The organism is Pelagibaculum spongiae, from assembly GCF_003097315.1.
Taxonomy (GTDB): domain Bacteria; phylum Pseudomonadota; class Gammaproteobacteria; order Enterobacterales; family Pelagibaculaceae; genus Pelagibaculum; species Pelagibaculum spongiae.
Window position 1 is genome coordinate 422,678 of record NZ_QDDL01000001.1, and the last position, 24,586, is coordinate 447,263.

20 protein-coding genes are annotated in these 24,586 nt (G+C 42.3%); 13 read left to right on the plus strand and 7 right to left on the minus strand.

Annotated elements, in window-relative coordinates:
- Positions 1 to 55: 55 nt before the first annotated feature.
- Complete coding sequence (locus tag DC094_RS01855; RefSeq protein ID WP_116685385.1) at positions 56 to 934, minus strand: DMT family transporter; 879 nt, start codon at positions 932 to 934, stop codon at positions 56 to 58.
- Positions 935 to 1,486: 552 nt separating this feature from the next.
- On the opposite strand from DC094_RS01855, the gene pssA reads away from it, so the two are divergent.
- The gene (pssA, locus tag DC094_RS01860; protein WP_116685386.1) at positions 1,487 to 2,824 is read left to right on the plus strand and encodes a CDP-diacylglycerol--serine O-phosphatidyltransferase; all 1,338 of its coding nucleotides are present in this window, start codon (positions 1,487 to 1,489) and stop codon (positions 2,822 to 2,824) included.
- Between the two features lie 133 nt (positions 2,825 to 2,957).
- Here the strand turns inward: pssA and pfkA are convergent, their stop codons facing one another.
- Positions 2,958 to 3,944: a 6-phosphofructokinase gene (pfkA, locus tag DC094_RS01865; protein ID WP_116685387.1), complete on the minus strand. Its 987-nt coding sequence runs from the start codon at positions 3,942 to 3,944 to the stop codon at positions 2,958 to 2,960.
- A gap of 206 nt (positions 3,945 to 4,150) precedes the next feature.
- Positions 4,151 to 5,158, minus strand: a complete 1,008-nt coding sequence (gene gap, locus DC094_RS01870; protein WP_116685388.1) for a type I glyceraldehyde-3-phosphate dehydrogenase — start codon at positions 5,156 to 5,158, stop codon at positions 4,151 to 4,153.
- A 503-nt stretch (positions 5,159 to 5,661) separates the two neighbouring features.
- Between gap and DC094_RS01875 the strand changes: the two genes are divergently transcribed.
- From DC094_RS01875 to DC094_RS01895, 5 genes are all read left to right on the plus strand, one after another.
- Positions 5,662 to 7,557, plus strand: a complete 1,896-nt coding sequence (locus DC094_RS01875; RefSeq protein ID WP_116685389.1) for a methyl-accepting chemotaxis protein — start codon at positions 5,662 to 5,664, stop codon at positions 7,555 to 7,557.
- A gap of 239 nt (positions 7,558 to 7,796) precedes the next feature.
- Positions 7,797 to 8,993 (plus strand): glycine C-acetyltransferase, encoded by a 1,197-nt coding sequence (locus DC094_RS01880; RefSeq protein ID WP_116685390.1) that lies wholly within the window; start codon positions 7,797 to 7,799, stop codon positions 8,991 to 8,993.
- A gap of 36 nt (positions 8,994 to 9,029) precedes the next feature.
- Positions 9,030 to 10,058 carry an L-threonine 3-dehydrogenase gene (tdh, locus tag DC094_RS01885; protein ID WP_116685391.1) on the plus strand — a complete coding sequence of 343 codons (1,029 nt, stop codon included), beginning with the start codon at positions 9,030 to 9,032 and terminating at the stop codon, positions 10,056 to 10,058.
- Positions 10,059 to 10,342: 284 nt separating this feature from the next.
- A complete protein-coding gene (locus DC094_RS01890) occupies positions 10,343 to 11,977 on the plus strand; it encodes a tetrathionate reductase family octaheme c-type cytochrome (RefSeq protein ID WP_116685392.1) in 1,635 nt (544 codons plus the stop codon).
- Position 11,978: 1 nt separating this feature from the next.
- On the plus strand, positions 11,979 to 12,590 hold the full coding sequence (locus DC094_RS01895; protein WP_116685393.1) for a cytochrome b/b6 domain-containing protein: 612 nt from the start codon (positions 11,979 to 11,981) through the stop codon (positions 12,588 to 12,590).
- Between the two features lie 288 nt (positions 12,591 to 12,878).
- Here the strand turns inward: DC094_RS01895 and DC094_RS01900 are convergent, their stop codons facing one another.
- Positions 12,879 to 13,112 (minus strand): hypothetical protein, encoded by a 234-nt coding sequence (locus tag DC094_RS01900; RefSeq protein WP_116685394.1) that lies wholly within the window; start codon positions 13,110 to 13,112, stop codon positions 12,879 to 12,881.
- A 423-nt stretch (positions 13,113 to 13,535) separates the two neighbouring features.
- Here DC094_RS01900 and DC094_RS01905 point away from each other — a divergent pair, with 423 nt between their 5' ends.
- The 5 genes from DC094_RS01905 to DC094_RS01925 all read left to right on the plus strand — a co-directional run bounded on the left by DC094_RS01905 (position 13,536) and on the right by DC094_RS01925 (position 20,102).
- Complete coding sequence (locus DC094_RS01905) at positions 13,536 to 14,075, plus strand: NUDIX domain-containing protein (RefSeq protein WP_116685395.1); 540 nt, start codon at positions 13,536 to 13,538, stop codon at positions 14,073 to 14,075.
- Positions 14,076 to 14,622: 547 nt separating this feature from the next.
- A complete protein-coding gene (locus DC094_RS01910; protein WP_116685396.1) occupies positions 14,623 to 16,419 on the plus strand; it encodes an ABC transporter ATP-binding protein in 1,797 nt (598 codons plus the stop codon).
- On the plus strand, positions 16,409 to 18,220 hold the full coding sequence (locus tag DC094_RS01915) for an ABC transporter ATP-binding protein (RefSeq protein WP_116686167.1): 1,812 nt from the start codon (positions 16,409 to 16,411) through the stop codon (positions 18,218 to 18,220). The genes DC094_RS01910 and DC094_RS01915 overlap by 11 nt, the downstream gene beginning before the upstream one ends.
- A 1,036-nt stretch (positions 18,221 to 19,256) precedes the next feature.
- Positions 19,257 to 19,550, plus strand: a complete 294-nt coding sequence (locus DC094_RS01920; protein ID WP_116685397.1) for a hypothetical protein — start codon at positions 19,257 to 19,259, stop codon at positions 19,548 to 19,550.
- A 33-nt stretch (positions 19,551 to 19,583) separates the two neighbouring features.
- On the plus strand, positions 19,584 to 20,102 hold the full coding sequence (locus DC094_RS01925; protein ID WP_241503942.1) for a GNAT family N-acetyltransferase: 519 nt from the start codon (positions 19,584 to 19,586) through the stop codon (positions 20,100 to 20,102).
- Between the two features lie 44 nt (positions 20,103 to 20,146).
- On the opposite strand, the gene DC094_RS01930 is transcribed toward DC094_RS01925, so the two are convergent.
- Positions 20,147 to 21,127: a hypothetical protein gene (locus DC094_RS01930; protein ID WP_133245439.1), complete on the minus strand. Its 981-nt coding sequence runs from the start codon at positions 21,125 to 21,127 to the stop codon at positions 20,147 to 20,149.
- A gap of 493 nt (positions 21,128 to 21,620) precedes the next feature.
- On the opposite strand from DC094_RS01930, the gene DC094_RS01935 reads away from it, so the two are divergent.
- Together DC094_RS01935 and DC094_RS01940 are read left to right on the plus strand one after the other, a co-directional pair.
- Positions 21,621 to 22,283, plus strand: a complete 663-nt coding sequence (locus tag DC094_RS01935) for a hypothetical protein (protein ID WP_116685399.1) — start codon at positions 21,621 to 21,623, stop codon at positions 22,281 to 22,283.
- 43 nt (positions 22,284 to 22,326) lie between these two features.
- Entirely contained in the window at positions 22,327 to 22,680 is a 354-nt protein-coding gene (locus DC094_RS01940; protein ID WP_422615578.1) for an HPP family protein, read from the plus strand.
- Positions 22,681 to 22,738: 58 nt separating this feature from the next.
- Here the strand turns inward: DC094_RS01940 and DC094_RS01945 are convergent, their stop codons facing one another.
- Positions 22,739 to 23,380 carry a hypothetical protein gene (locus DC094_RS01945; RefSeq protein WP_133245440.1) on the minus strand — a complete coding sequence of 214 codons (642 nt, stop codon included), beginning with the start codon at positions 23,378 to 23,380 and terminating at the stop codon, positions 22,739 to 22,741.
- 12 nt (positions 23,381 to 23,392) lie between these two features.
- Entirely contained in the window at positions 23,393 to 24,298 is a 906-nt protein-coding gene (locus DC094_RS01950; RefSeq protein ID WP_170114586.1) for a DUF2167 domain-containing protein, read from the minus strand.
- Positions 24,299 to 24,586: the final 288 nt, after the last annotated feature.

A 24,586-nucleotide genomic window follows, 5' to 3' on the forward strand; every position in this document is an offset into this window, starting at 1 on the left:
AACTAGCTTTTCACTTGGCCAAGAGCACTCCTGCTCAAATTTCCCAATCAAAATATTATTTTACGGATGCTCTAATCGCCGATTTCTTTCCGAAAAAAACGACTAACCCGGTAGCCATCGCGAATAAAATAGTCTGCAATTCTAGCACTTCGCTTAACATTATTGCCGAGGCTATAAGTGTAATAAAGGGTTGTAGCAATTGAGTTTGACTCACTCTTGAAATCCCACCTATAGCCAAGCCTTTGTTCCACAAAAATAAACCAAACAACTGGCTAACCAAAGCTAAATATAAAAACGAAAGCCATGCCTCCAATGGAATTAATTCTGGATTTTCAGGAAAATAATAGCCACTTGGAATTACAATGAACGGCAGCGCGATCACTAGTGCCCAGCATATTACCTGCCAGCCTCCGAGCTGTCGGGATAACTTGCCACCCACGGCATAACCCACCCCGGCAAAAATAATACTTCCTAGCAAAGCGAAATCGGCCAGATGTAAACTTCCCCCGCCTTTAATTAAGGAAAAAGCGACCACCAACAAGCTTCCCAATATAGCCATCAGCCAAAACCCCGTTGATGGTCTTTCTGCGGTAATCAAAACAGCAAACAGTGTTGTGGTTAATGGTAATAGACCGAGCACAACACCACCATGGGAAGCAGCAACATACTGCATCGCCACAGCTGAAAGTACTGGAAAGCCAATCACTACACCTAAGGCGATTAAAATTAATTGAACTAGTTGTTGTTTTGAAGGCCAGGATTGACCAGTGAAAATTAGAATACCACCAGCAATCAGCGCAGCGACAACCGCTCGCCCCAAACCTAGAAATACCGGATTAAAAAACTCAATAATATGACGAGTCGCCGGCAGCGTTAAGGAAAATGCACTCACGGCGAGCACGCCGTACATCATCCCTTTGCTTTCATTATTCATCAACTATTCCAAATGTTTTTTTTAAAGCTAGCAATCTCAAACTAGAAAAAATAGAACAAAAGCAAACCACCTTGGCAAACAAAAAACTCTGCTCGAACAAAAACCAAGCGACTCTTATTTATAGCATCTTGTTGCACCTGCCTTTGAGAAGCTGCGAGCCAAACTCAGCCTGCAATAACATATCAAAAGTAATAGGCGAACAACTCACGCTGCCGAACACTAATGGTTGCCCAGATTTTAAAATCACTTGTTGCTGATGTTGGCGTGACTTCTTGTGGCTAGACACCTAACGCCCCTTTTTAACCTCCTTCGTTCAAGATAATAGGATAAGCGCCGCAACAGAAGATGTCTTATGTAAACGTTTTCTTGCTTAAAATAACGACAACTAGATAAGTTTCAGTTTTAAACGAATCTCATAATTATACCTTATTACAACAACTTATAATTAAACAACCCTGAATCCCGACATGAGGTAACAACAGAATTTTGCACCCTTACAAAGCACTGTTACAATTCAAACCCTCAACACCGCGACGGATCGTTACCCGAACCATGGCCCAACCCGCCCGCTCAATGGACTTCCTAGCAAATTTGCCAGGCGTACCAGTACAAGCCGATCAATTACAGGTACTGTTTTCAGCCCGTGATTATAAAGCCCGCATGCTGGAGCTAATTTCACAGGCACAGCGCCGTATCTATATTGTTGCACTTTACCTGCAAGAAGATGATGCTGGCCGGGAAATTTTACAAGCCCTTCACCAGGCCAAACTCGTTCGGCCGGAGTTGGATGTTAAAATTCTGGTAGATTTTCACCGGGCGCAAAGAGGGTTGATTGGTAAAGCCGGTGGTGGCAACCACACCTTCTACCAACAAATGGCCAACAAGCACCAGTCAGGTGTGGAAATTTATGGTGTTCCGGTAAAAGGCAGAGAGTTTCTGGGTGTATTACACCTTAAGGGATTCGTAATTGATGACACGGTGTTGTATTCCGGCGCCAGCATCAATGATGTTTATTTACACCAACAAGATCGTTATCGCTACGATCGCTATCACCAAATTGAATCTCAAGAATTAGCCAACAGCATGGCGGATTACTTGCTGAACGGCATTATCGCTACCAGCGCAGTGCATCGTCTCGACCAAGTTGATATCCCTTCTGCCAAGATGATTAAATCAGAAATTGCCAGCTTTAAACGCCATCTTCGTACATTAAATTATCAATTTACTGCGTCTGAAGGTGATTTAACCGTCACACCGCTGGCAGGATTAGGTAAAAAGCAGAACCCACTGAATAACAGCATTCATCACTTGCTTCAAAGCGCAGATCAATCGGTATTTATTTGCACGCCTTACTTTAATTTCCCACGCAGTGTCACAAAAGACATCACTCAACTATTAAAGCGTGGAGTAACTATCACGATTATTGTTGGCGACAAAACTGCTAATGATTTTTATATTCCTGAAGATCAGCCATTTTCAATTATCGGGGCCGTCCCGTATTTGTATGAAACAATTTTACGCAAATTTACTAAACGATATCAGCGTTTTATTGATAATCAACAATTGAACATTAGGCTTTGGAAGCATGATCACCATTCATTCCATCTAAAAGGAATGTTCATTGATCAGCGCTACGCCATGATTACCGGCAACAATCTAAACCCAAGGGCTTGGGGTAGAGACTTAGAAAATGGCTTGCTTATTAATGATAAAACAGGCCAACTCGCTGATAAATTTCAACAAGAACAACAGCAAATATTAACCCACTCAAAACGTTTAGATCATTACACTGATGTTGACGAGCAAAAAAGCTACCCGGAAAAAGTGCAGCGGCTGTTAAAACGTGTTCAACGAACACAATCTACGCTTATTTTACGAAACTTTTTATAGCTTGAAATATTCTTACAACTATTTCGGAATCATCGATCATGCAAAACGGGAAGCCAAATAGCTTCCCGTTTTGTATCTATTTTATTAATTATGCGTTCAATAAAAACGATATTGCAATTGAATTATTAGTCCCTTAAATCGAAGTGATCTCTGCAACTTCCAGCAACAATGGATCGATTTCATTGTGTTGCTTAATCGCTTCTTCCAATGGTGTTAAGGCAACTTCACCCTTACGAACACCCACCATTACGCCGCTAATGCCATCTTTTAAAGACTTAACAGCTGCAACGCCCAACCGGCTGGCTAACACTCGGTCAGAACAACTTGGTCGACCGCCACGTTGAATATGACCTAGCACGGTTACTTTAATATCATATTCTGGCAACTGTTCTTGCACTTTGTCTGCCAGCTGATAAATATTACTACCGCTTTTATCGCCTTCAGCAACCATAATCATGCTAGAGCCTTTGCCTGCCCGGCCACTCTGGCGAATACGATCAATTAATTGTTCAACTGGCTTATTAATTTCTGGAATTAAGATTTGCTCTACACCGGTAGCAATACCTGAATTTAATGCAATAAATCCCGCATCACGACCCATCACTTCAATAAAAAACAACCGATCATGTGAGCTAGCAGTATCGCGGATTTTATCGACAGCATCGACTACGGTATTGAGCGCTGTGTCATAACCAATGGTAAAGTCAGTACCAAAAATATCATTATCGATAGTTCCAGGAATACCGACCACCGGAATACCAAATTCTTTTTGGAATAAACGCGCACCAGTGAATGAGCCGTCACCGCCAATAACAATCAAAGCACCTAGACCAGCTGCCATAAATTGCTCATAGGCTTTTCTTCGGCCTTCTTCTGTTCGAAATTCCATACACCGGGCAGACTTTAAAACCGTGCCACCTTGACTCAAAATATTCGCTACCGAACGCGGGCCCATTTCTTCAATTTTACCGTCAATCAAACCTTGGTAGCCGGAATAAATTGCACAAGGTGTAATTTCATAATAACTACAAGCACGAACCACTGCACGAACAGCTGCATTCATACCAGGGGCGTCACCACCTGAGGTCATTACACCAATTTTTTTTAATCCATTCAGCATGGTTTCAGCTCCAGTAAATTTAATATCACAAACTAAAATTAGAATTTATTTATGGCAATTCGCGGTTGTTTTGAAATCTGAATATTTATTGACTAAACAACTTATCTCCGAGCTATTTAATCGATAAACACTTACGTGTTTTCACAAAAACATATCATACAAAAAGCGGACGGCATTAGATTAATGAATACCGCCCGCTATGACGACTACTTCGCTTCCATCAGCGCTTTAGCAGTGTCTAACATACGGCAGGAGAAAGCCCACTCGTTGTCGTACCAGCTCATTACCTTAACCAGACGGCCTTGTACTCGAGTTTGAGTCGCGTCAAAGTTTGAAGAGAATGCGCTGTGATTGAAGTCGATTGAAACTAATGGCTTAGTGTTTACGTGTAACACTTTACCCATGTTGCCCTGACCCATTGCTTTTTCGATGATTGCATTCACTTCTTCAACCGTCGTGTCACGGCCAGAGATGAAGTTCAAGTCAATCAAAGAAACGTTAGCAGTAGGAACACGAACCGCCATACCTGCAAACTTACCTTGCAGCTCTGGTACTACCAGGCCAACCGCCTCTGCAGCGCCGGTTTTGGTAGGGATCATGTTCAGGCCTGCCGCACGTGCACGGTACAAGTCAGTGTGATAAACGTCAGTTAGCACTTGGTCGTTAGTGTAAGCGTGGATGGTGGTCATCACGCCAGACTCAATGCCCAACTCGTCGTTTAATGGCTTAGCGATTGGTGCCAGGCAGTTTGTAGTACAAGACGCGTTAGAGATAACGGTCATGTCTGCAGTTATTTCGCTTTCGTTAACGCCATATACGATGGTCGCGTCAACATTTTGCCCTGGAGCTGAAACGATGACTTTCTTAGCGCCAGCATCGATGTGTGCCTGGCAAGCTTCTTTAGAGCGGAAAATACCGGTACATTCCAGAACAACGTCAACTTCCAGCTCAGCCCATGGCAATAAAGCAGGATCACGTTGAGCGAAGATCTTAACTTCATGACCCGCGATCATCAGTGCGTCGTCAGTCGCAGTTACGGTTTCAGCGAAACGGCCGTGAACGGTGTCATACTGGGTCAGGTGCGCATTGGTTTTCGCATCACCCAAATCGTTGATAGCAACGATACGGAATTCTTCTGTGCGGCCGTTTTCATATAAAGAACGCAGTACGTTGCGACCGATACGACCATAACCATTAATTGCAATTTTAATCATCTATCCGCTCTCTCATCTAACAAATCCAGCCCACCACCACTAATGACCAGCTTTGCACTGGACGCGATAGATTCGGGCAAACCAGCCAATACCGAGAAGTCATCAAATAACCAAAGTCGATATTCACTATTGAGATGCAGATTTTAGCCTAGTTTGAGACGACTTCCCTTGATCAAAGATGGTGTAAACGTTGTCGAAACTCATGAAAGACTTGGCAACAAATAGGTTAGCGACTTTCATTTAGCTCGGTAACAAAAAACCTGACAGTTTGCGCCATAAAAATAACCTCTTGAAATTATAAGATTAAAAAAAACAATCAGTCATGGAAAAAATTCTTCTACCTTTATCAGTTGCCAATAAAAACCAAGTCAGAATATTCAAAGACCAAGAAATTGACTCAAATCAAGCAAGACAAAGCTAACACTCAATAACACTTTAGCTCAGCTCAATTTAGCCGATAAGAGCGCATAAGCTTTACATCAAACCTATTAGAGTGTTGAAAAATGCGCCTGGGATTCAAAGAAAAAATCATCTTGTCATCAGCTTTATTAGTCGTTTTAGCGCTAGTGGTTTCTAACTGGATGGCTTTTGACAATTTTAAACAAGAAAAAATAAAAAGCATTGAGACTCTGTCTCAACAAATCATGACTTCTGAAGCACAAAGCATCAAGAGCTGGCTGAATGATAAAGCTCGCGTCACTGAACAGTCGGTTGCATTTTATAACCAGAATCGCACGGCAGCCAGCTATGTAGATACAGCTAAGGCCATTACTAACATTTCAGGAATTTCAAACCTAATCGCCGCTTATGACGATGACACAGCTTATGGTGCTGTTGGCGGCGACAACGGCGTATTTCCGCTAAGCTATCGTCCGACTGGCCGTGCTTGGTATCAATTAGGTCGTCGCTCAGGCCGAACCGCAATGACTGAAATTTATACCGATTCCATTACCGGAAAACCGGTGATTAGTCTTGTCACACCAACCCTGCGCGGCGTAGTTTTAGCGGATGTCTATCTCGACCGGTTAACTGAAATTGTTAAAGGTATCGACCTAAATGGCGGTATTGCAGCCATTTACGACAGCAAGGGCAGAACCATTGCTTCGACTGGTGAAGCCGATAAACCTGGGCAACAGCTAGGGCAACACCCTGAATTAGCTGAATTGCAACGTGTCATGTTACAACGACAAACCAATCAATTTGAATTTGTACTCGGCGGCGTTGATAAAATTGCCTATATTAAACCGATTCAACAATTTGATGGTAGCTATTGGTATTTATTAATTGGTGTTGATAAGGACGTCGCTTACGCCGAGGTTACCCAAGCACTTAATGCATCAATTACCAGCTCTCTGATTTTAATCATTCTGTCGATGATTGCGATTGTCTTGATTCTGAATATTCTCTATCGACCCATTACTTCATTAAAACAAATGGCTGTTTCATTAGGCCAAGGCTCGGGTGATTTAACTCGCCGCCTAGAAGTAAATAGTCAGGATGATTTAGGGCAGATCGCTTTGGGTATTAATAGCTTTATTGAAAAACTGCAAAGCATGATGCTGGAAATCGATCAAGCAAGTGTTCATATCTCAGCTGAAATTAACTCACTTAAACAACAAAATCAGCATAACCAGAAAATCCTAACCGCCCATGTTGCAGAAACCGAACAGGTCGTTGCTGCAGTCACTGAAATGAATGCCACCGCAGAAAATGTTGCCAAGAGCGCAACCGATACTGCCAGCTTTACCAACTCGGCCAATAATGAATCGGCCCAATCACAAAAAGTAGTTGAACAGTCAGTACAAAGCGTTGCTGACCTAGTCGGTGAAGTCGATTCGATGTCGCAATCGATCGAATCAATGAGCCAAGATACCCACCAGATCAGCTCAGTATTAGAAGTGATCGGCAGCATTGCCGAACAAACGAATTTATTAGCATTAAATGCGGCGATTGAAGCGGCACGTGCCGGTGAACAAGGTCGCGGTTTTGCAGTCGTTGCCGATGAGGTAAGAGCGCTGGCTGCTAGAACCCAGCAAAGCACTTCTGAAATTAATGAAATGCTAGCCCGCTTAAATAACGGTTCTGCCAGCATGGTTAATGCGATGGATAAAACCCGTCAAAGTTGTCAACAAACCGCCGAAGTGACTTCAGATGTTTCCGGCAGCTTGGATTCAATGAGTGGCAGCATTAAACAAATTGATGAATTGAGCTCACAAATTGCCGTCGCAGCAGAAGAACAAAGCGCCGTTTCTGATGAAATTAGTCGCAACTTGAATCGAATCAGTGAAATGGTGGCGCAGTTAGAACAAAGCGGCCAACAAGCCAACAGTAACACCCAACAATTGGCCAGCTGCAACGATCAGTTAAATAGCTTGGTTAAACAGTTCAAATTGTCTTAACCAACTCATTATTATAGACAAAACCTTTTATCTCGAAACATAACCAGCCGCGAATGATTCAGCTATCATTCGCGGTTTTTCTATATGAAACTGCTAAACCTGATACAACTCTTCTTTTACATGATGACTGACAATTTTTACCAGCCAATTTTCAATAACAATGTCACTATATTTGTTGGAACCGCTGCATGAGCACGGGCACTGACAACCTTCTCTGAACATGAGTCGAGAATACAAACATGAGTAAGTCATCTTTCTATAGCCAAATCCAAAATCAGCTCGAAGACCTTAAAGAACAGGGTCTTTATAAAGATGAGCGGGTGATTACTTCCCAGCAGCAGGCTGCCATTCAAGTCAGCAGCGGCGAGCAGGTACTGAACTTTTGCGCCAACAACTATTTGGGATTAGCCAATCACCCTGAACTGATCAAGGCCGGCCAGCAAGCTTTTGAAAAATATGGCTATGGCATGGCATCAGTTCGCTTTATCTGCGGCACCCAAGATGTACATAAAGAGCTAGAGCAAAAGATCTCTGAATTCCTCGGCATGGAAGATACTATTCTTTATTCTTCTTGCTTTGATGCCAACGGCGGTTTATTCGAAACCTTGCTTGGCCCAGAAGATGCGATTATTTCTGATGCATTAAACCATGCTTCAATTATCGACGGTGTTCGCTTATCAAAAACCAAGCGCTTCCGTTATGCCAACAACGATCTGACCGATTTAGAAGTTCAGTTAAAAGCTGCCGATGAAGCAGGCGCTCGCCATAAGTTGATTGCCACTGACGGCGTATTCTCAATGGATGGCATTATTGCTGATTTAAAAGGTATTTGTGATCTAGCAGATAAATACAACGCATTAGTGATGGTTGATGATTCACACGCGGTGGGCTTTATTGGTGAAAACGGCCGCGGCACCCACGAATACTGCGATGTAATGGATCGAGTAGACATCATCACAGGTACCCTGGGCAAAGCTTTAGGTGGCGCGTCTGGCGGCTACACTTCTGCTAAAAAAGAAGTCATCGACTGGTTGCGTAACCGTTCACGCCCTTACCTATTTTCAAATACCTTGGCACCAGCTATTGCCGGTGGTTCTATCAAGGTACTTGAATTACTTAGTCAGGGTAGCGATTTACGCAAGAAATTAAAAGACAACAGCGCCTACTTCCGTAGCGAAATGCAGCAGCGTGGCTTTACCTTAGCCGGTAAAGATCATGCGATTATTCCAGTGATGCTGGGTGACGCAAAGCTAGCGAAGAGCTTTGCTGAAAAAATGCTGGCTGAAGGCATTTATGTTGTTAATTTCAGTTTCCCAGTGGTGCCAAAAGGGCAAGCGCGTATTCGTACTCAAATGTCAGCAGCTCACGATAAATCTCATATCGACCGAGCCATTGCAGCATTTGAAAAAATCGGCCGTGAACTGGGCGTTATTTAAACCGTAATCAGTTAATTATTTTAAGGAAGTATTACGATGAAAACCCTTGCCAAATTACATGGTGAGAAAGGCATCTGGATGGACGATAAACCCGTCCCCGAAGTTGGTCACAACGATGTCTTGATCAAAATTAAAAAGACCGCTATTTGCGGTACTGACATCCATATCTACAACTGGGATGAATGGTCGCAAAAAACCATTCCTCTTGGAATGACCGTCGGCCATGAATTCGCCGGTGAAATTGTTGAATTAGGTTCTGAAGTTGCTGGCTTGAAAATTGGTCAGCGCGTTTCTGGTGAAGGTCATTTAATTTGCGGCCATTGCCGTAATTGCCGCGCAGGCCGCCGCCATTTATGCATTAACACTAAGGGTGTTGGTGTTAACCGTGAAGGTGCTTTTGCTGAATACTTATGTATTCCTGCGGTCAATGTTTATCCACTGCCCGATGATATCAGCGATGATATGGCCAGTGTATTTGACCCGTTTGGTAATGCAGTCCACACCGCCCTTTCATTTGATATGGTCGGTGAAGATGTATTAATTACTGGTGCAGGGCCAATCGGCATCATGGCAACTGCCATCGCACGTCACGCTGGTGCTCGCCATGTGGTGATTACTGATGTAAATGAATACCGGTTAGATCTGGCACGTAAGATGGGTGCGGTAACCCGTGCGGTTAACGTGGCCACTGAAAATCTTGATGACGTGATGGCCGAGCTGGGTATGAAAGAAGGTTTTGATGTCGGCATGGAAATGTCTGGCAATGGCCAGGCATTTCAACAAATGTTAGAGCGCATGGAACACGGCGGTAAAATTTCTCTGCTAGGCATTCCTGCAAAAGACACCACCATCGACTGGAATTTGGTGATCTTTAAAATGCTGACCATTAAAGGTATCTATGGCCGAGAAATGTTTGAAACCTGGTACAAAATGACCAGTATGCTTCAGTCAGGTTTAGATATTTCTCCGATTATTACCCACCACTTCAAAGTCGATGACTACAAAGAAGCCTTTGAGGTCATGGCTAGCGGTAAAGCCGGTAAAGTGGTTCTGGATTGGACCTAAACTATTGGTTTTTACTGATGCGTTTTATTGATTAGCTTTCACTGATTTCTAATTGGCTTAAGCGCAATCAAAAAGCCTGGTAAATTTACTGGGCTTTTTTATGCTCAAAATTAACCAGAACTCCCCTTCATCGGCAGTATCAAAACCAATCTCAAGATACATCTGGCAAGATACTTTAGAAATAACACATTAGATTTATCTAATAAATTGACGCAGATCAAATTAACCATATCAATAGCGCTTTAACATCACCGGTAACTTCTCTTTGTCAAAGGACATCCCTGATGCATAGCAGAGTGAATAAACCTTTAAAATATTTATTATTGTCGCTTGGCAAAATCAATCATTTTTTTGCTTTGCTACTCGTTTTTGTTGTTTTCTTTTCATTACCACTTCAGGCATCTACTGCTGATCACCGCCAGTTTGAGCAACTAAAAGGCCCATTTAAAACCGGCCCTGATGTGACTAAAGCCTGCCTTGAATGCCATACCGAAGCTTCAAGCCAAGTACATAAAAGCATTCACTGGAACTGGAAAATCAACCCAGCAAAATTTTCTAGTGATCAATTAATTACCGCTGAAAATGCGCCGGGAAAAGACAACATAATTAATAATTTTTGCATGGCGGTAAAAACGAATGAAGCCCGCTGCACTAGCTGCCATGCAGGGTATGGCTGGAAGGATGATGGTTTTGATTTTTCAGATCAAAGCCGAGTTGACTGCCTTGCATGCCATGACACCACCGGCAAATATAAAAAATTCCCGACTGATGCTGGCCACCCCAATTATCAGGCAAAAGAATGGCCAGCAAAATCTGGCAAGATTCGCCCAGCCGTCGATTTAGTCAATGTGGCACAGCATGTGGGTGATCCAAAACGAGAGAACTGCGGCGCTTGCCATTTCTATGGCGGCGGCGGTGATGGGGTAAAACATGGTGATCTGGACTCCAGTTTGAAGCAACCAGATTTCGAGTTAGATGTGCATATGGATGAAGATGGCTTAAATTTCAGCTGTCAGAATTGCCATACCACCGAGTCACACCAAACAGCAGGTAGCCGATTGGTGATGAATGCTAAAGACAACAACGGCATAGATATACCTGGTCATAGTAAAGGCGGACGCGCCAGCTGCGAATCTTGCCACGATCAAACACCCCACAAAGGTGATGCAGCCGAAAAACTGAATCAGCACACAGAAAAAGTAGCCTGTGAAACCTGCCATATTCCCGAGTTTGCTCGGCAGCGAAAAACCAAAGTGTTTTGGGATTGGTCAACCGCAGGAAACAGCAAGAAAATGATTAAAGATGATGAAGGCTATATTACTTATCACCCTAAAAAAGGTGATTTTAAATGGCAACGAAATGTTCAACCTGAATATTTCTGGTTCAATGGAAAAACCGATTACACATTAATTGGTGAAAAAACCACTAAAAATGAAGATGGTTCAGTTGACCTAGTTAAGCTACAAGGTAACGCCGCCGATCCAGAAGCGCGTATTTGGCCATTTAAAGTGATGCGTAGTGTCACGCCCAGAGATGCAGTAACTGAGCAAATGATTGTTCCGCACTTATTTGGTAAAGATGAAAATGCTTTTTGGAAACACTTCAACTGGGATAAAGCCGCCAAAACAGGCATGAAAGCGGCCGGACAACCTTATAGTGGCCAACTGGAATTTGTCTCATCCACTTATTTGTTTCCAATTACTCATATGGTTGCCCCGGCAGAAAATGCGCTCGACTGTCAGCAGTGCCATCAACAGAAAAACAGCCGACTGGCAAAGCTAACGGATATGTATTTACCCGGCAGAGATTCCTTTAGCTGGCTAGATACAACCGGTTGGTTGTTAGTTTTACTAACACTAGCTGGCGTCCTAGCTCACGGGTTATTTAGAGTGGTTCGTAGCAGTTCAAAGGAGCAATAACATGAAACAAGCATTGATTTTTACTCGCTTTGAACGCTTTTGGCATGGCTCACAAATGCTGATGATTTTTGCCTTATTGGCGAGTGGCTTTGAAATTCATGGCAGTTATCAATTGCTGGGATTTAAACAAGCGGTAATGATTCATGAAATTACTGCTTGGATATTAATCGGTCTCTGGGTATTCGCTTTGTTTTGGCATTTAACCACCGGACAATGGCGCCATTATGTGCCGACTAGCTATCAATTAAATGATGTTATTCGCTTTTATATGGTGGGTATTTTTAAAGGAGAAAACCACCCTTACCGTCGCAAGCGCTGGGCCAAACATAATCCACTGCAGAGACTGGCCTATCTAGGATTAAAAATGCTGCTGCTACCACTGATATGGGGTAGCGGACTGTTTTACATGTTCTACGGACTATGGATGGGCACCGGTGCACACCAAGCGCTGCCCATTATCGCCGGGCTGCATACTGCCGGTGCATTTTTAATGCTGGTTTTCGTAATAGGTCATATTTACTTAACCACCACCGGCGAAACACCCACCGAACACATTAAATCGATGGTCACTGGATATGCTGAAATTGAAGAGGACGAAAACGAGAAAGAGTAATCCAAGTTGGTACATTTTTTCATCAGCACTGCTCAGCTGAGCAACGGCAAGCATCCCCCCATATGATGCTTGCTTTTTTTATCAAGATACACATAGCCGAAACTGGAAGCTTTGTGAGTATACTTTTTTGCTAAAAACTCAAAACTGACTGGGAGCGCACGACTAAATAGAAGGGCAAGATGCCCAGAGTAGGATGACGCAGGCGCTAAAATCGTAATTTAGGAGATGGGGTGACGCAGACAGAAAATGTTCCCAACATTTGTTCTGCATTTCCTCCTTCCTTGGAGGTCACGCACAAGCCGAAGCGGCTTGCTTTAAAATGCGATAGCGTTTGAAATTATCATAAGAATCAACTGTGCCTTCGACACCTTGCAGGCGAGCTGCCTGCGCTCCCAGTGATATTTTGAGCCTAAAAACCTTCGCCAAATTCTTAGCTACAGCTGGTATGACCGCTGTTGTGGTGTTTTTTAAAGCAGCTGTCTCTTTATGCTCAATGCGGAATTTTATTTGGATTTCAGACAAAGCAACCTTTAACCTGTAAATTATGACCGTTAGATTTACTCTTGATAAATCACTTCACCACTCTGCATAGTGCTTCCTTATTTGGTGATTTTTTGTTGCAAGATTGTCAATTAAATTAAACAACATTGGCAACCAAAGAGCGTTGGCTAGCCGATTGAATTTGTACCCCTCTCTGCAAGAAACTGATTAACCAGAGGCCCCCTACCTCTGGTTTTTTTTGCTTAAAATTTAGAATTACCTGATTGACCTTTGGCTTATCAAACCGCACAACATAATGTTAGGCACTTCTAAACGGACTATTTATTATATTCCACACTCCTTATGTCAGAGTCCCCGATAAAAACAAAATATTTTTTCGTGCCGTCTCGCCTAATTACGCTAAAATGCCGCTGAATTAACTACCCATAGTTTTGAATCTTTTAAATGCGCCTACTAAAAACTGCTTTCCATCCAGAGCTATCTAAATCGGATGTCTCATCTACATCTAAGCACATCATTATCGAACGCCATGCTGCCCGTGCTATTGTCTTAAGGGATTCTGACATTCTGCTGTTATTTACAGAGCGTTATCATGATTACAGCCTACCCGGTGGTGGTATCGACGAAGGGGAAGATGAGGTAGAAGGTTTAATCCGCGAGCTTAAGGAAGAAACCGGTGCGCAGGGTATTTGCAATGTGCAGCCGTTCGCCCGTTATGATGAATACCGCCCTTGGTATAAAACGGATGCAGACATCATTCATATGATCTCCCATTGTTATACCTGTGAAATAGATGACCAATTGGGTGATACCGCTTATGAATCCCATGAAGTCAGCAACGGCATGAAGCCTATATGGATCAATATCGATACTGCGATTGCTCATAATGAAGATGTCATCGCCAATAGTCCAAAGAAAGGGCTATCGATTGAGCGCGAAACCTTCATGCTGAAGGTAATAGCTGAGGAATTAATAGCGAGTTAAGCAGGAAGTTACACCAAATCTGTTACAGGCCTTTATAACTAACTCGCCCATTGCAACAATCACATTTGGTCAATATTTGTTGCAATATAGAACGGTAAATTAATACCCATCGAAGCGAAGGCTTGTGATGCTCGCCCTGCAAAGATAGTTCTCTCTGTTTGAATATAAAGTAGACACTTACCAGAGGCTCCCTACCTCTGGTTTTTTTTGCTTACAATTTGGCGTCATAACCCTGACGACTACACCCATTGCAACAATCACATTTGGTCAATATTTGTTGCAATATAGAACGGTAAATTAACACCCATCGAAGCGAAGGCTTGTGATGCTCGCCCTGCAAAGATAGTTCTCTCTGTTTGAATGCGAAATAAGGCACTTACCAGAGGTTTTCCCAGCCTCTGGTTTTTTTTGTCTGAAAAAAATAAAAGCCTATTCGCTGATATTGCATTATTGAAACTGCCGATTACTTTTCTGCAGTCTTGTTTTTAACTCTTCTCGCCTGTATATGACCTGATCTTATTCGGTAAAAATTTTAGGCTGTAGCTCTATGGCGCTGTTTCGCCACCTCAAATGGTTCTTCCTCGAAAACTGGCGTACCTACTCTGTTGCACTGCTGATGCTAGCGGCAGTATCTGCGCTGAACGTGTCGGTACCCTGGCTGGTTGGCGATACCATCGACCAGCTGATTCAAGCTGGCCATATGACCAGCAACATTTCATTTCGCCTCGGGCTACTATTCACTATTGGTCTGGCGATATATGGTTTGCGCTATGGCTGGCGAGTCGTGTTATTTGGGACTTCTTATCAGCTAGGTGGAATTTTACGCCAACGTTTCTTTGACCGATTAACCCGGCTTGGTTCTGCATTTTATAGCAGCCACGGCACTGGTGATTTAATGGCGCGCGCCACTAATGATATCGATGCAATTGAATTAGCTGCCGGTGAAGGTGTGTTGTCTGGCTTTGATGGATTACTGACGTTTTTATTAGTGCTGGTAATGATGGTTGTCGCTATTGACTGGCGCTTAAGCATGATCGCTCTGCTGCCCTTCCCTTTTATGGGATATGCCTTTTATAAAATATCCATGCAGGTTCACCAGCATTTTCATGATTCGTTGGAACGCTTCTCTGACTTAAATGATAAAGCTCAAGAAGCACTTTCAGGGATTCGCCTGGTCAAGGCAATGGGCCGAGAACAAGCCGAAAGCGATCAATTCAACCAAATTACTGCAAAAGCAGCCCAGTCAAATTATCAGGTTGCTAAAGCCGAAGCTTTATATGAACCGGCTATTTATATCAGTCTGACCCTAGCCACATTTCTAACACTGACCGGTGGTGGCTGGTTAATCTGGAAAGACCAATTAACTGTTGGCCAGCTCACCAGTTTTTCGCTTTATCTTGGGCAATTAATTTGGCCAATGTTCGCCTTTGGCTGGCTGTTAAATATTATCGAACGAGGTAGCGCGGCATTTAAACGGGTCGATAAATTGTTAAATACGCCTGATACGATTGCCGATAACGGCAATGTTTCGGTGGCCTCCAGCGAAATTTCAGTCAACAACCTCGACTTTGATTATCAGCATGATGACACCGAAATTATTGACTACCCGGAACAGCAACCGGTCAAAATTCTCAATGACATTAGCTTTGAACTGGAATCTGGAAAATTACTGGGGATTGTTGGGCCAACCGGTTCAGGCAAAACCACATTAATTCAACTTTTAATGCGGCAATGGCAAAGCAAATCCGGACAAATTAAACTGGGCGGCATTTCATTAGAGCAATTAACACTAGATCAACTTCGCGCTCAATTCGCATGGGTGCCACAAGACAGTTTCTTATTCAGTATTTCAATTGCCGATAACATTGCACTGGCAAGGCCTAACGCCACCATGCAAGAAATTCGTCAAGCAGCTAAAGTAGCCGCACTCGATGATGACATTCAAAACTTCCCCCAAGGTTATGACACCTTAGTCGGTGAACGCGGTGTCACCTTATCGGGCGGACAACGACAACGATTAACCATCGCCCGGGCATTAATTAGTCAGGCACCGATTTTAGTATTGGATGATGCGTTATCGGCGGTAGATGTACATACCGAACAGCGAATTCTGTCTCACTTACGACAGCAACTCAAAGCACAACCCAACCGAGCCTGTATTATCATTTGCCATCGTTTATCTGCTGTTGAACAAGCCGATCAAATTCTAGTGCTCAATCATGGTGAAATTAGCCAACAAGGTGATCATTTAACGCTGAGTAAAAGCGATGGTTGGTACAGCCGTATGTGGACGTATCAGCAAATGGAAGCCGAGCTAGATGGGAAAAGTCAAGATGAGCACTAACCAGCAGCTAAAGCCTAACCATGCCGATAAAAAGCACGGCGCTTTCAAACTACTCACCAGCTATATCTGGCGAGATAGACCATTATTAACCCGAGCCGTGACGTTTCTTCTACTAGCAACTGTGGCGGACGTTGTCGGCCCAATGTTGGCTAAAATATTCATCGATGATTACCTGCTGCCGAAAAATTTTGAATCAATCAGTTTAATTTTATTATTATCTGCTTATTTAATTTCACAATTTGCTGCTGCTTGGTTTCGTTACCAGCAAACCATGCGTTTTACCGATATCGCTCTAGAAGCCGTGCAAGATATTCGCAAGAAAGTATTTGCCCACGTATTAAAACTGCCCATGGCTTATTTTGACAAAGCCATGACCGGGCAACTGGTGAGCCGAATCACTAATGACACTGAATCTATCAAAGACTTATATGTTCAGTTTTTATCGGTGGTCATCGGCAACGTTGTTTTTCTTGCAGGCATTTTAATTGCAATGGCGCTGCTGAATGTCCAACTAATGCTAGCCGCTCTGGCACTGATTCCCGCGGTTATCTGTGTGATTTACTTGTATGAAAAGTTTTCTGGCGCCGCAGTACAAGAAGCTAGAGAATTACGTTCAGACATTAACGGCCGAGTCAGTGAATCCATCTCTGGCATGACAGTTTTACAAGCAAGCAATCAACAGCAGCGATTTAGCGATCAGTTTTCAAAAGTGAACCAAGGTTATTACCTGGCTCGAATGAAAACTATCCGCGCCAGCGGCGCATTGCTGCGGCCAATGATTGATCTGCTAAGCGTATTAGTACTGTTAGCGATTGTCTGGATTTTCAGCTTACAAGTGGTTTCCGGTGTTGCTGAAATCGGCGTGCTGTACGCCTTTTTAAGTTACCTCGGTCGCTTCACTGAGCCATTGGCAGAAATAACCCAGCGATTTAATCTCTACCAACAAGCGATGGTTGCCGGTGAGCGGGTTAACCGTTTAATGCAAGCCGGTGAGCAAACTTGGCATCAAAACTCTAGTCAAAGCTCTGGTCAAACTGAGGCAGAAATCACCAAGGGTAAAATCTGCGTTGAAAAGCTTAACTTTGCGTATCACCCAGATAAACCCATATTAAAAGACCTTAATTTTCAGGTAAATCCTGGGCAGTTTTATGCCGTGGTCGGCCATACCGGCAGTGGTAAAAGCACACTACTTTCACTGTTGCTCAATTTTTATTCTGCCAATGAAAATGCCATTTGTTTTGATGATCAACCGATCGAACAATTTGGTCACGATTCATTACGTGCAGGTATCGGCTTAATTCCCCAAGAGCCATTTATTATCGCCGGTAGCATTGGTGAGAATATCGATATGGGGCGTAAATTACCGCAGCAGCAAATTGAAAAAGCAGCCAAGCAAGCGCACTTGCATAGCATGATCAGTCGATTACCTAATGGCTATCAAACCGAACTGGGTGAGCGCGGCACCCGCCTTTCAACCGGCCAACGGCAGCAATTAGTAATTGCCCGAGCGCTGGCAGCATCGCCAAGAATTTTGTTATTGGATGAGGCAACCGCCAATGTCGATTCAGAAACCGAACAAGTGGTGCAGCGCGCATTAATGGAATTACACGGACAAGTCAGCATGATTATGGTCGCTCACCGATTATCGACCATTAAACATGCTGATAATATTTTGGTGTTATCCCATGGCGAAATTGTTGAAAGCGGCAATCATCAACAATTAATGCAACTAGACGATGGGCTTTACCGTTCGATGTACCAATTGCAGCAGCAAGCCGCCAAGGTGGAAGCCGCAAGCTGATAATTACTGGGAGCGCACGACTAAATGGCAGGGCAGGATGCCCTGAGTAGGATGGCGCAGACAGAAAATGTTCCCGACATTCGTTCTGCATTTCCTTCATGCCCAAGCTGAGGCGGCTCGCCTGCATTGATAATGCATCAGCATTATCATCTTCAACAGAGTGCCTTTGGCACTTTGCAGGCGGGCCACCCGCGCTCCCAGCAGACCGTTTTGAGATTCTTTCATATATCTGAATGCCCTTGCCATTCAAGCACACTTCGGCATACTACGAATACATGAACTTGTTCTCATAACATCAGCTTTGAATTAATCTAATAAAATGTATCAACTATCTCGCACAAACCTACATTAACTGTATATACAAACAGCGCAATTGGAAGTTGAAAGCCATTCAGTGACCATTTTTAGTCTGCTGTTCACCGAATAATCTTCAAACCAAATAGATTTAGATCAGTAAGTTAACCAGCAAGCATTTCCGGATAACAAGAAACTTGTTATCTTGAAAAAAACGGGCGTGAACGAGTTGCCAGACAAGGTTAAATCAAAAACATTTTTAATTTATAAATGTAATGATTCGACTGGCATACTGAACAATCAATGTATCGAGCACGCATTCTAACAACCGGTTACATATTTTTTAATCTTACACATATGAAAAACAAACTCTGGAATGTTTATATATTTATCTTTACCTTCAGCTCATTGGGAACACTATTAACTGGAAATTTGTTCTCTGGTACTTTCAACCTTGTAGGCTGCTTCATACTTTACTGCTATGTAAAAAGAATTAAAGTGTGGAACCCCTCAGGCTGGCAAGCTTTTCATATAGTATCTTGTCAAAAACCTACATCATATTTAATGAAAGTATCATCCCACCCTATCACCTAGCAGGTATGATCGTTATTGCTATAGCTTTTCCCACCCCTTACTATTACGCGCTAATCAACTATTCAAGAAAAAATGGTCCAGTTTGGAGTAAAAATGCATAACAACCCCAAATACCTGGCCTCAATTTTAATTTACAAAGGAAAACTCAGTGGTAAAATTAATCTTCGATAGTGTTTCATACCTATCCCAAGGCGATGAAACTGCATTTTTCAATTGGCTCAACTCAATTGAAAGTGTCACCAAGGTTGAAGGTTTTGGCACTGAACTTGAGGTGACAGTTTCATCCAATCATATTTCTGACGAAGAGTTGCGAGACTTAATCGCAATTTTTACTCGCTATGGTATCGAGCTTAAGCAACTTCGAGTTTTTGAAGGCCCTGAAAACATGAAATGGTTTACTCAAAACAAAGTGGCTTACTGGCATAAAGATTTGATGAGTTAATTTGCAGATAACAAAAAAACAAATAATTTTATTTTGAGGCATTTCATTGGCATTAACATTCGACCAGAAAAAACCAGCGATATTCAAAACATTGATGACGTTACGGTTGCTGCGTTTCTTAATGCACCGCATACCGATCACACTGAACAATTTATTGTGAAAGCTTTGCGTGATTCTGGCGCATTAACAATTTCACTTATTGCAGAAGATTCGGTTCAAATTATTGGGCATGTGGCTTTATCACCGGTTGCGATTTCATGCGGATCAGATGGGTGGTATGGCTTGGGGCCAATCTCTGTGACACCAAAAGAACAAGGCAAGGGCGTTGGTTCTAAATTAATGCATGCAGCAATTGTAGAGTTGAAAAAACTCAATGCTAACGGCTGTGTATTACTTGGCGATCCTAATTACTATCACCGGTTTGGCTTTAAACCGCTAGATAGCCTGATACCTCCAGATGTTCCTGCTGAATATTTTCAAGCATTGGTGCTTCAAGACGCTGATCCTAAAGGCACGGTTACTTACCATGAATCGTTTTCAGAACAAGATTGATTTTTTTTGAAAAAAACAATCACAAAACATCCATCAAAACCCAGTTAATTTTGAGTTTTCCTAGTTATTGCAAATCGCTTATTTGAAAGCGGTGCTCCTTTGGAAATCTCAGCAAACTTTAATTCTATTACTGCTTTAAGTGCCAGCCATGTAAGGCTTGGTGGTGAACGGGTAGGAACAGGGCTTTCAGGAACTCGGTATTGCGGATGATTTTTTAATGCTTTAATGTATCGATTTTCCATTAATTCAGAAAAGATCGTTAATTTAATCGGGTGCAAAAATGAGGTCTTGACCGTTCCAAAAGACTTTGAAATATATTCAGTTGAAAAATCTATATCTTCTTTTTCATAAAGACTAGATATCAAAGCTAACCCCTCTACCTCGGCACCTCCAAAATATCTCCCGAGTTCACCCAGAGCAACAAACAGACTGGCACCCGTCGCTATTTTATCAATAATTAAAACTTTCTTATTTGGCGCTTTTGATATGAAGTATGAAAAATGCGCTTGTAGATTTTTTCTTTGATCTTCGCTTATGTCAAGAACTTCATGTTTTTCTTGATCTTTTATTGTTCTGTCAGTATAACAAAATGGTATCAAGCATGATGTAGCTTCGGGAGCTAATGCCTGAAGCCCTGGGATAATCATTAAGGGTGACGAGCCTATCCCAATATAACAATATTGATCCGGTGGAAAATGCTCAATAACCAGGCTACATATTTCAAAGGTTTCACTTATTACATTTTCAGATGAAATGAAGTTTATATATTCCCGATGAAATATTACCTCTGTTTCCATTAATTTAGCAGAAAGACCGTCAGTCGCCGAAGGTCTTGGTGGCATCCAAGTTAGCTTACCGTCGATAACAATCCTTCTGCAAAATAAATTGTGAAATACAGCATCCATGTTTTTTATTCCTTCTACCCTGAAAGAGACCGATTTCCATGCTTCTGCAGTGTAGTATTCAGCTGGACCAGAAGGTATCTTTTTATCAAATTCTGCCGCTACCTTTCTTTGTTCAAGCAAGCTCGTGCAAGCTTTAAGATGCATTCGACAATATAAGGGCCTCAGAAATTTAAAATTGTCCGAATATTGATAGAAAACCTCTCACATCTTCTGACCTACGATGCCCACATTTTATCAAGCACTATGTAAGCTATTCGCTAGCGCCTACTGTAAGTTTGATTAGACCGAAATGTTCCCAACATTTTTCGAGATCTTCCACTTCCATGTGAGTCAAACAACGAAATCAAACAACGAAATCAAACACAAAACGTGCGGTTATTTGTCTCAAGAAACAGGGGGGGATTATATTCTACGCCAGTTAAATCCAAAGAGATTAATGAAATGTGAACCACTTGTCAGAATAAAAATAAATAACAACCAAAAAATAAACAAAATCATTTAATACAAATTAAACAGGTAGTTAGAAAAAAAACAATTTAACTTGCCACGTTTGCCTATGGCTCCAGCTTATGAAAAAATCAATTTAATGCGATCTAAAAGTTAATACAACACAATGTCAAAAAAATTGATTTTTCTCGATCTAGACCAAACAATAATTTGTAATAGCTCTCAAAAAGAAAAGCTGAGTGACTTTCAGAAAAAAAACATGTCATCTGACACTTATGCTATGCAAGTCACTGAGGATGGTTTGATTCATGAGTTTAACTTGCTTCATCAAGCCTTACACATCAGTTTCTTTTCCCGATTAGGGCAAGCGATAAGTCAAGGAAAAGCCGAGTTCAGAGTTATGACTGCTGCGATTTATCCTGAAAAACCCGTAGTCGAATTTTTATCTAAACACTTCAATGCCGGGGCATGCTTAGCCCCAGACATCCAACATAGAGTGATAAACAGATCCAACATAGGAGATCCTTTCAGCATAATGAGTGCTGTTAACGATGAGATGACCGGTGAAGGAAAGCCATTCTTTGGCAAGGGAAACTTACTTTTTGGCATGACCAGAAATGGCGTTTGGGTCGACAAGGTTGTTCAGACTTATTTCTTATTGAATGATCAACTAAAGTATGCTGACCAAGACTCCACAGATATAATACTCATTGACGACTCTGAAAAGCACCGCACGAATATGCAAATCATGAATTATTCTGCAATGGACTCTACCAAAGCAACTTACTCATTAGAGATGAATGCACTCTTAGATTCCTTAGGTGTTTGATTTTTAAGCGCTTAAGATTTTTAATATAAAAGCTCTGTGCAGCATTCTATGGCTAATGGCACCTTTTGGCACAACCGCAGTGCTGGTTTTCGGTGTACCCGACAGCCTATTAGCCCAACCTAAGAATGTGATATTTGGCCATTTGATTGCAGCGATTATTGGCGTCGGCTTTAGCCAGTTTGTTGGCGTTGCACCTTGGTCACTGGGTTTGGCTACCGGCCTAGCAATTACCGCAATGTTAGCCAGTAAAACAACGCATCCACCTGCTGGTGCTAACCCTATGTTGATTATGCTGACTGGGCAAAACCGGGGGTTTATTTTAACGCCGGTTTTAAGTGGTGCCTTATTAATGGTCGCACTTGCGTGGCTGGCTAAAAAAATTCATCAAAGATTTTAATCGCCTAAACAACCGACAACCCCTGTGACTATTGGACCATCGCCACAGGGGGTTCTATTTATTGAGCTTGGTTGGCTTTCAAACGTTCAATGTCAATTGGCCAAGCCCCTTCATGAGCAATCTTCACCGTTAAGTTTTGATTATTCACAAATGGGTATAGCGATGTAATAACAGGTAAATCTCGTTGCAATTTATCTAAAAAAGATACTTCTACATCGCCCAGAACACTAATACCAAATAAATTTTTCATTGATCGAATCTGAGCATAAATATTACCAACATAAGTAGCTTTACCTTTTTCAATAGTAAACCCCGCTGGCAGCAAATACCCTGGAGTTAGCGCAACTTGGTTATTACTTGCACGCCATGAGTTAAACTCATAGTCTCCTGCAGGTAAATTCACTGCAACGACTTTGCCATAATCTGAAGAAAAATCAGAATTAGACCCTAAACCAGGCAATAGACTTGGAGAAATACTGATTCTATGCTTTTTTCCGGTTTCTATATTTCTAAAATAATACGTCGATGAAATAGCGGTTCTAGCCCCAAATCCTGCTTGGGTAATACTTGCTAACAAAACACCTTCATTTTTTTCAACCGGGAACTGATAACCTTTATTGACATTATTTACCGCCATAATACAGCCAGACAAAGCCCACACCGGAATTAACATTACCATTAACTTTATTAGATTTTTCACTTATTCCACTCCCTATTTTTTCTTTTTAAAGAATTTACCAAATAAGCCCGCCAGTGCAACCAAACCAATAATGCCAAACTTCTTCAAAAGAATGAACAAGCCCGCCAAAAGGCCTGTTTTGGCAATGACCTTACCGGCGACCAATGCACCAATACCATAAGCAGCAATTTCATCGATATCTGGATCGAAATCCTGATATCGATCGCCTTGGTTAAATTCAGCCATTCGCAGTACTTTATCTACACTGCCATTAATTTGGTCTAACTGATCCATTCCAGCGATAAAGTTCAACACCAGAACGCCTTTGCGGCCTAAAACTCGAATATTATAATTTAAGGTATGCGCTTCACTTCCATCAAAACGCATTTCTTTGGCCCAATGCAATTTCTTATTTACCGAATCATAATAAGGGCGTGATGCCCAACCAATCAGCTCGACTGTGCCGTAACCTCGCTCAGTTCGCCGCTTGCTCGATTCTCTGGTATCGTCTTGCATTGTCCCAAGCAATTCATCGTAGTTAATATCAGCCGCATCTTCGTCTGAAACATAACCATCTTCTTCATATTGAATGATTGATGCCCAAGAATCTTGTTCGTATGGAGACACATCAGACGGGAAAATCATACCGACACTTTGAGATCCAGCGCCGGGAATATTGCCCCATAACTCGACTAGAATTTTTTCTGCATCAGCCGGGCTTAAATAGTAAAATTCAGAGCCGACATTTAAAGTAACCGCGCCGTCTAATAATTTAATTTCACCTTGTTGCCAGTTGATACTATCAACAAAGCGCTGCATTTCTTGTTGCTGCTCTTGGGTAATTCCAGAGTCACTTTCTTGTTGTGCCATTGCAGTTACCGATAGCAATAACAAGCAACAAACACAGCTTATTTTTTTTAAAAACACTGTTAATTTCATACCATCCCCCAGGACTGAATACTGACTACTCTGTGGCAATAATTTATTCAATCCGGATCAAAACTAATGAATACCTATTCATAAACTTGAATAGAAGAATCAATCGTGCGCAGTTGCCAGGCTTCAATCGCCACGCATAGCAACTTACCTGCGCTCTGAATCGCAATCGAGAATGCCATAACTCAGCTTATGGGGTGATGATCTAACGAGTCTTTCGAGGCGGGAATGGTACAACACAAATACCACGAACAATGACTAGCCAGTCGCTATCAATTGACTAGTCATTGT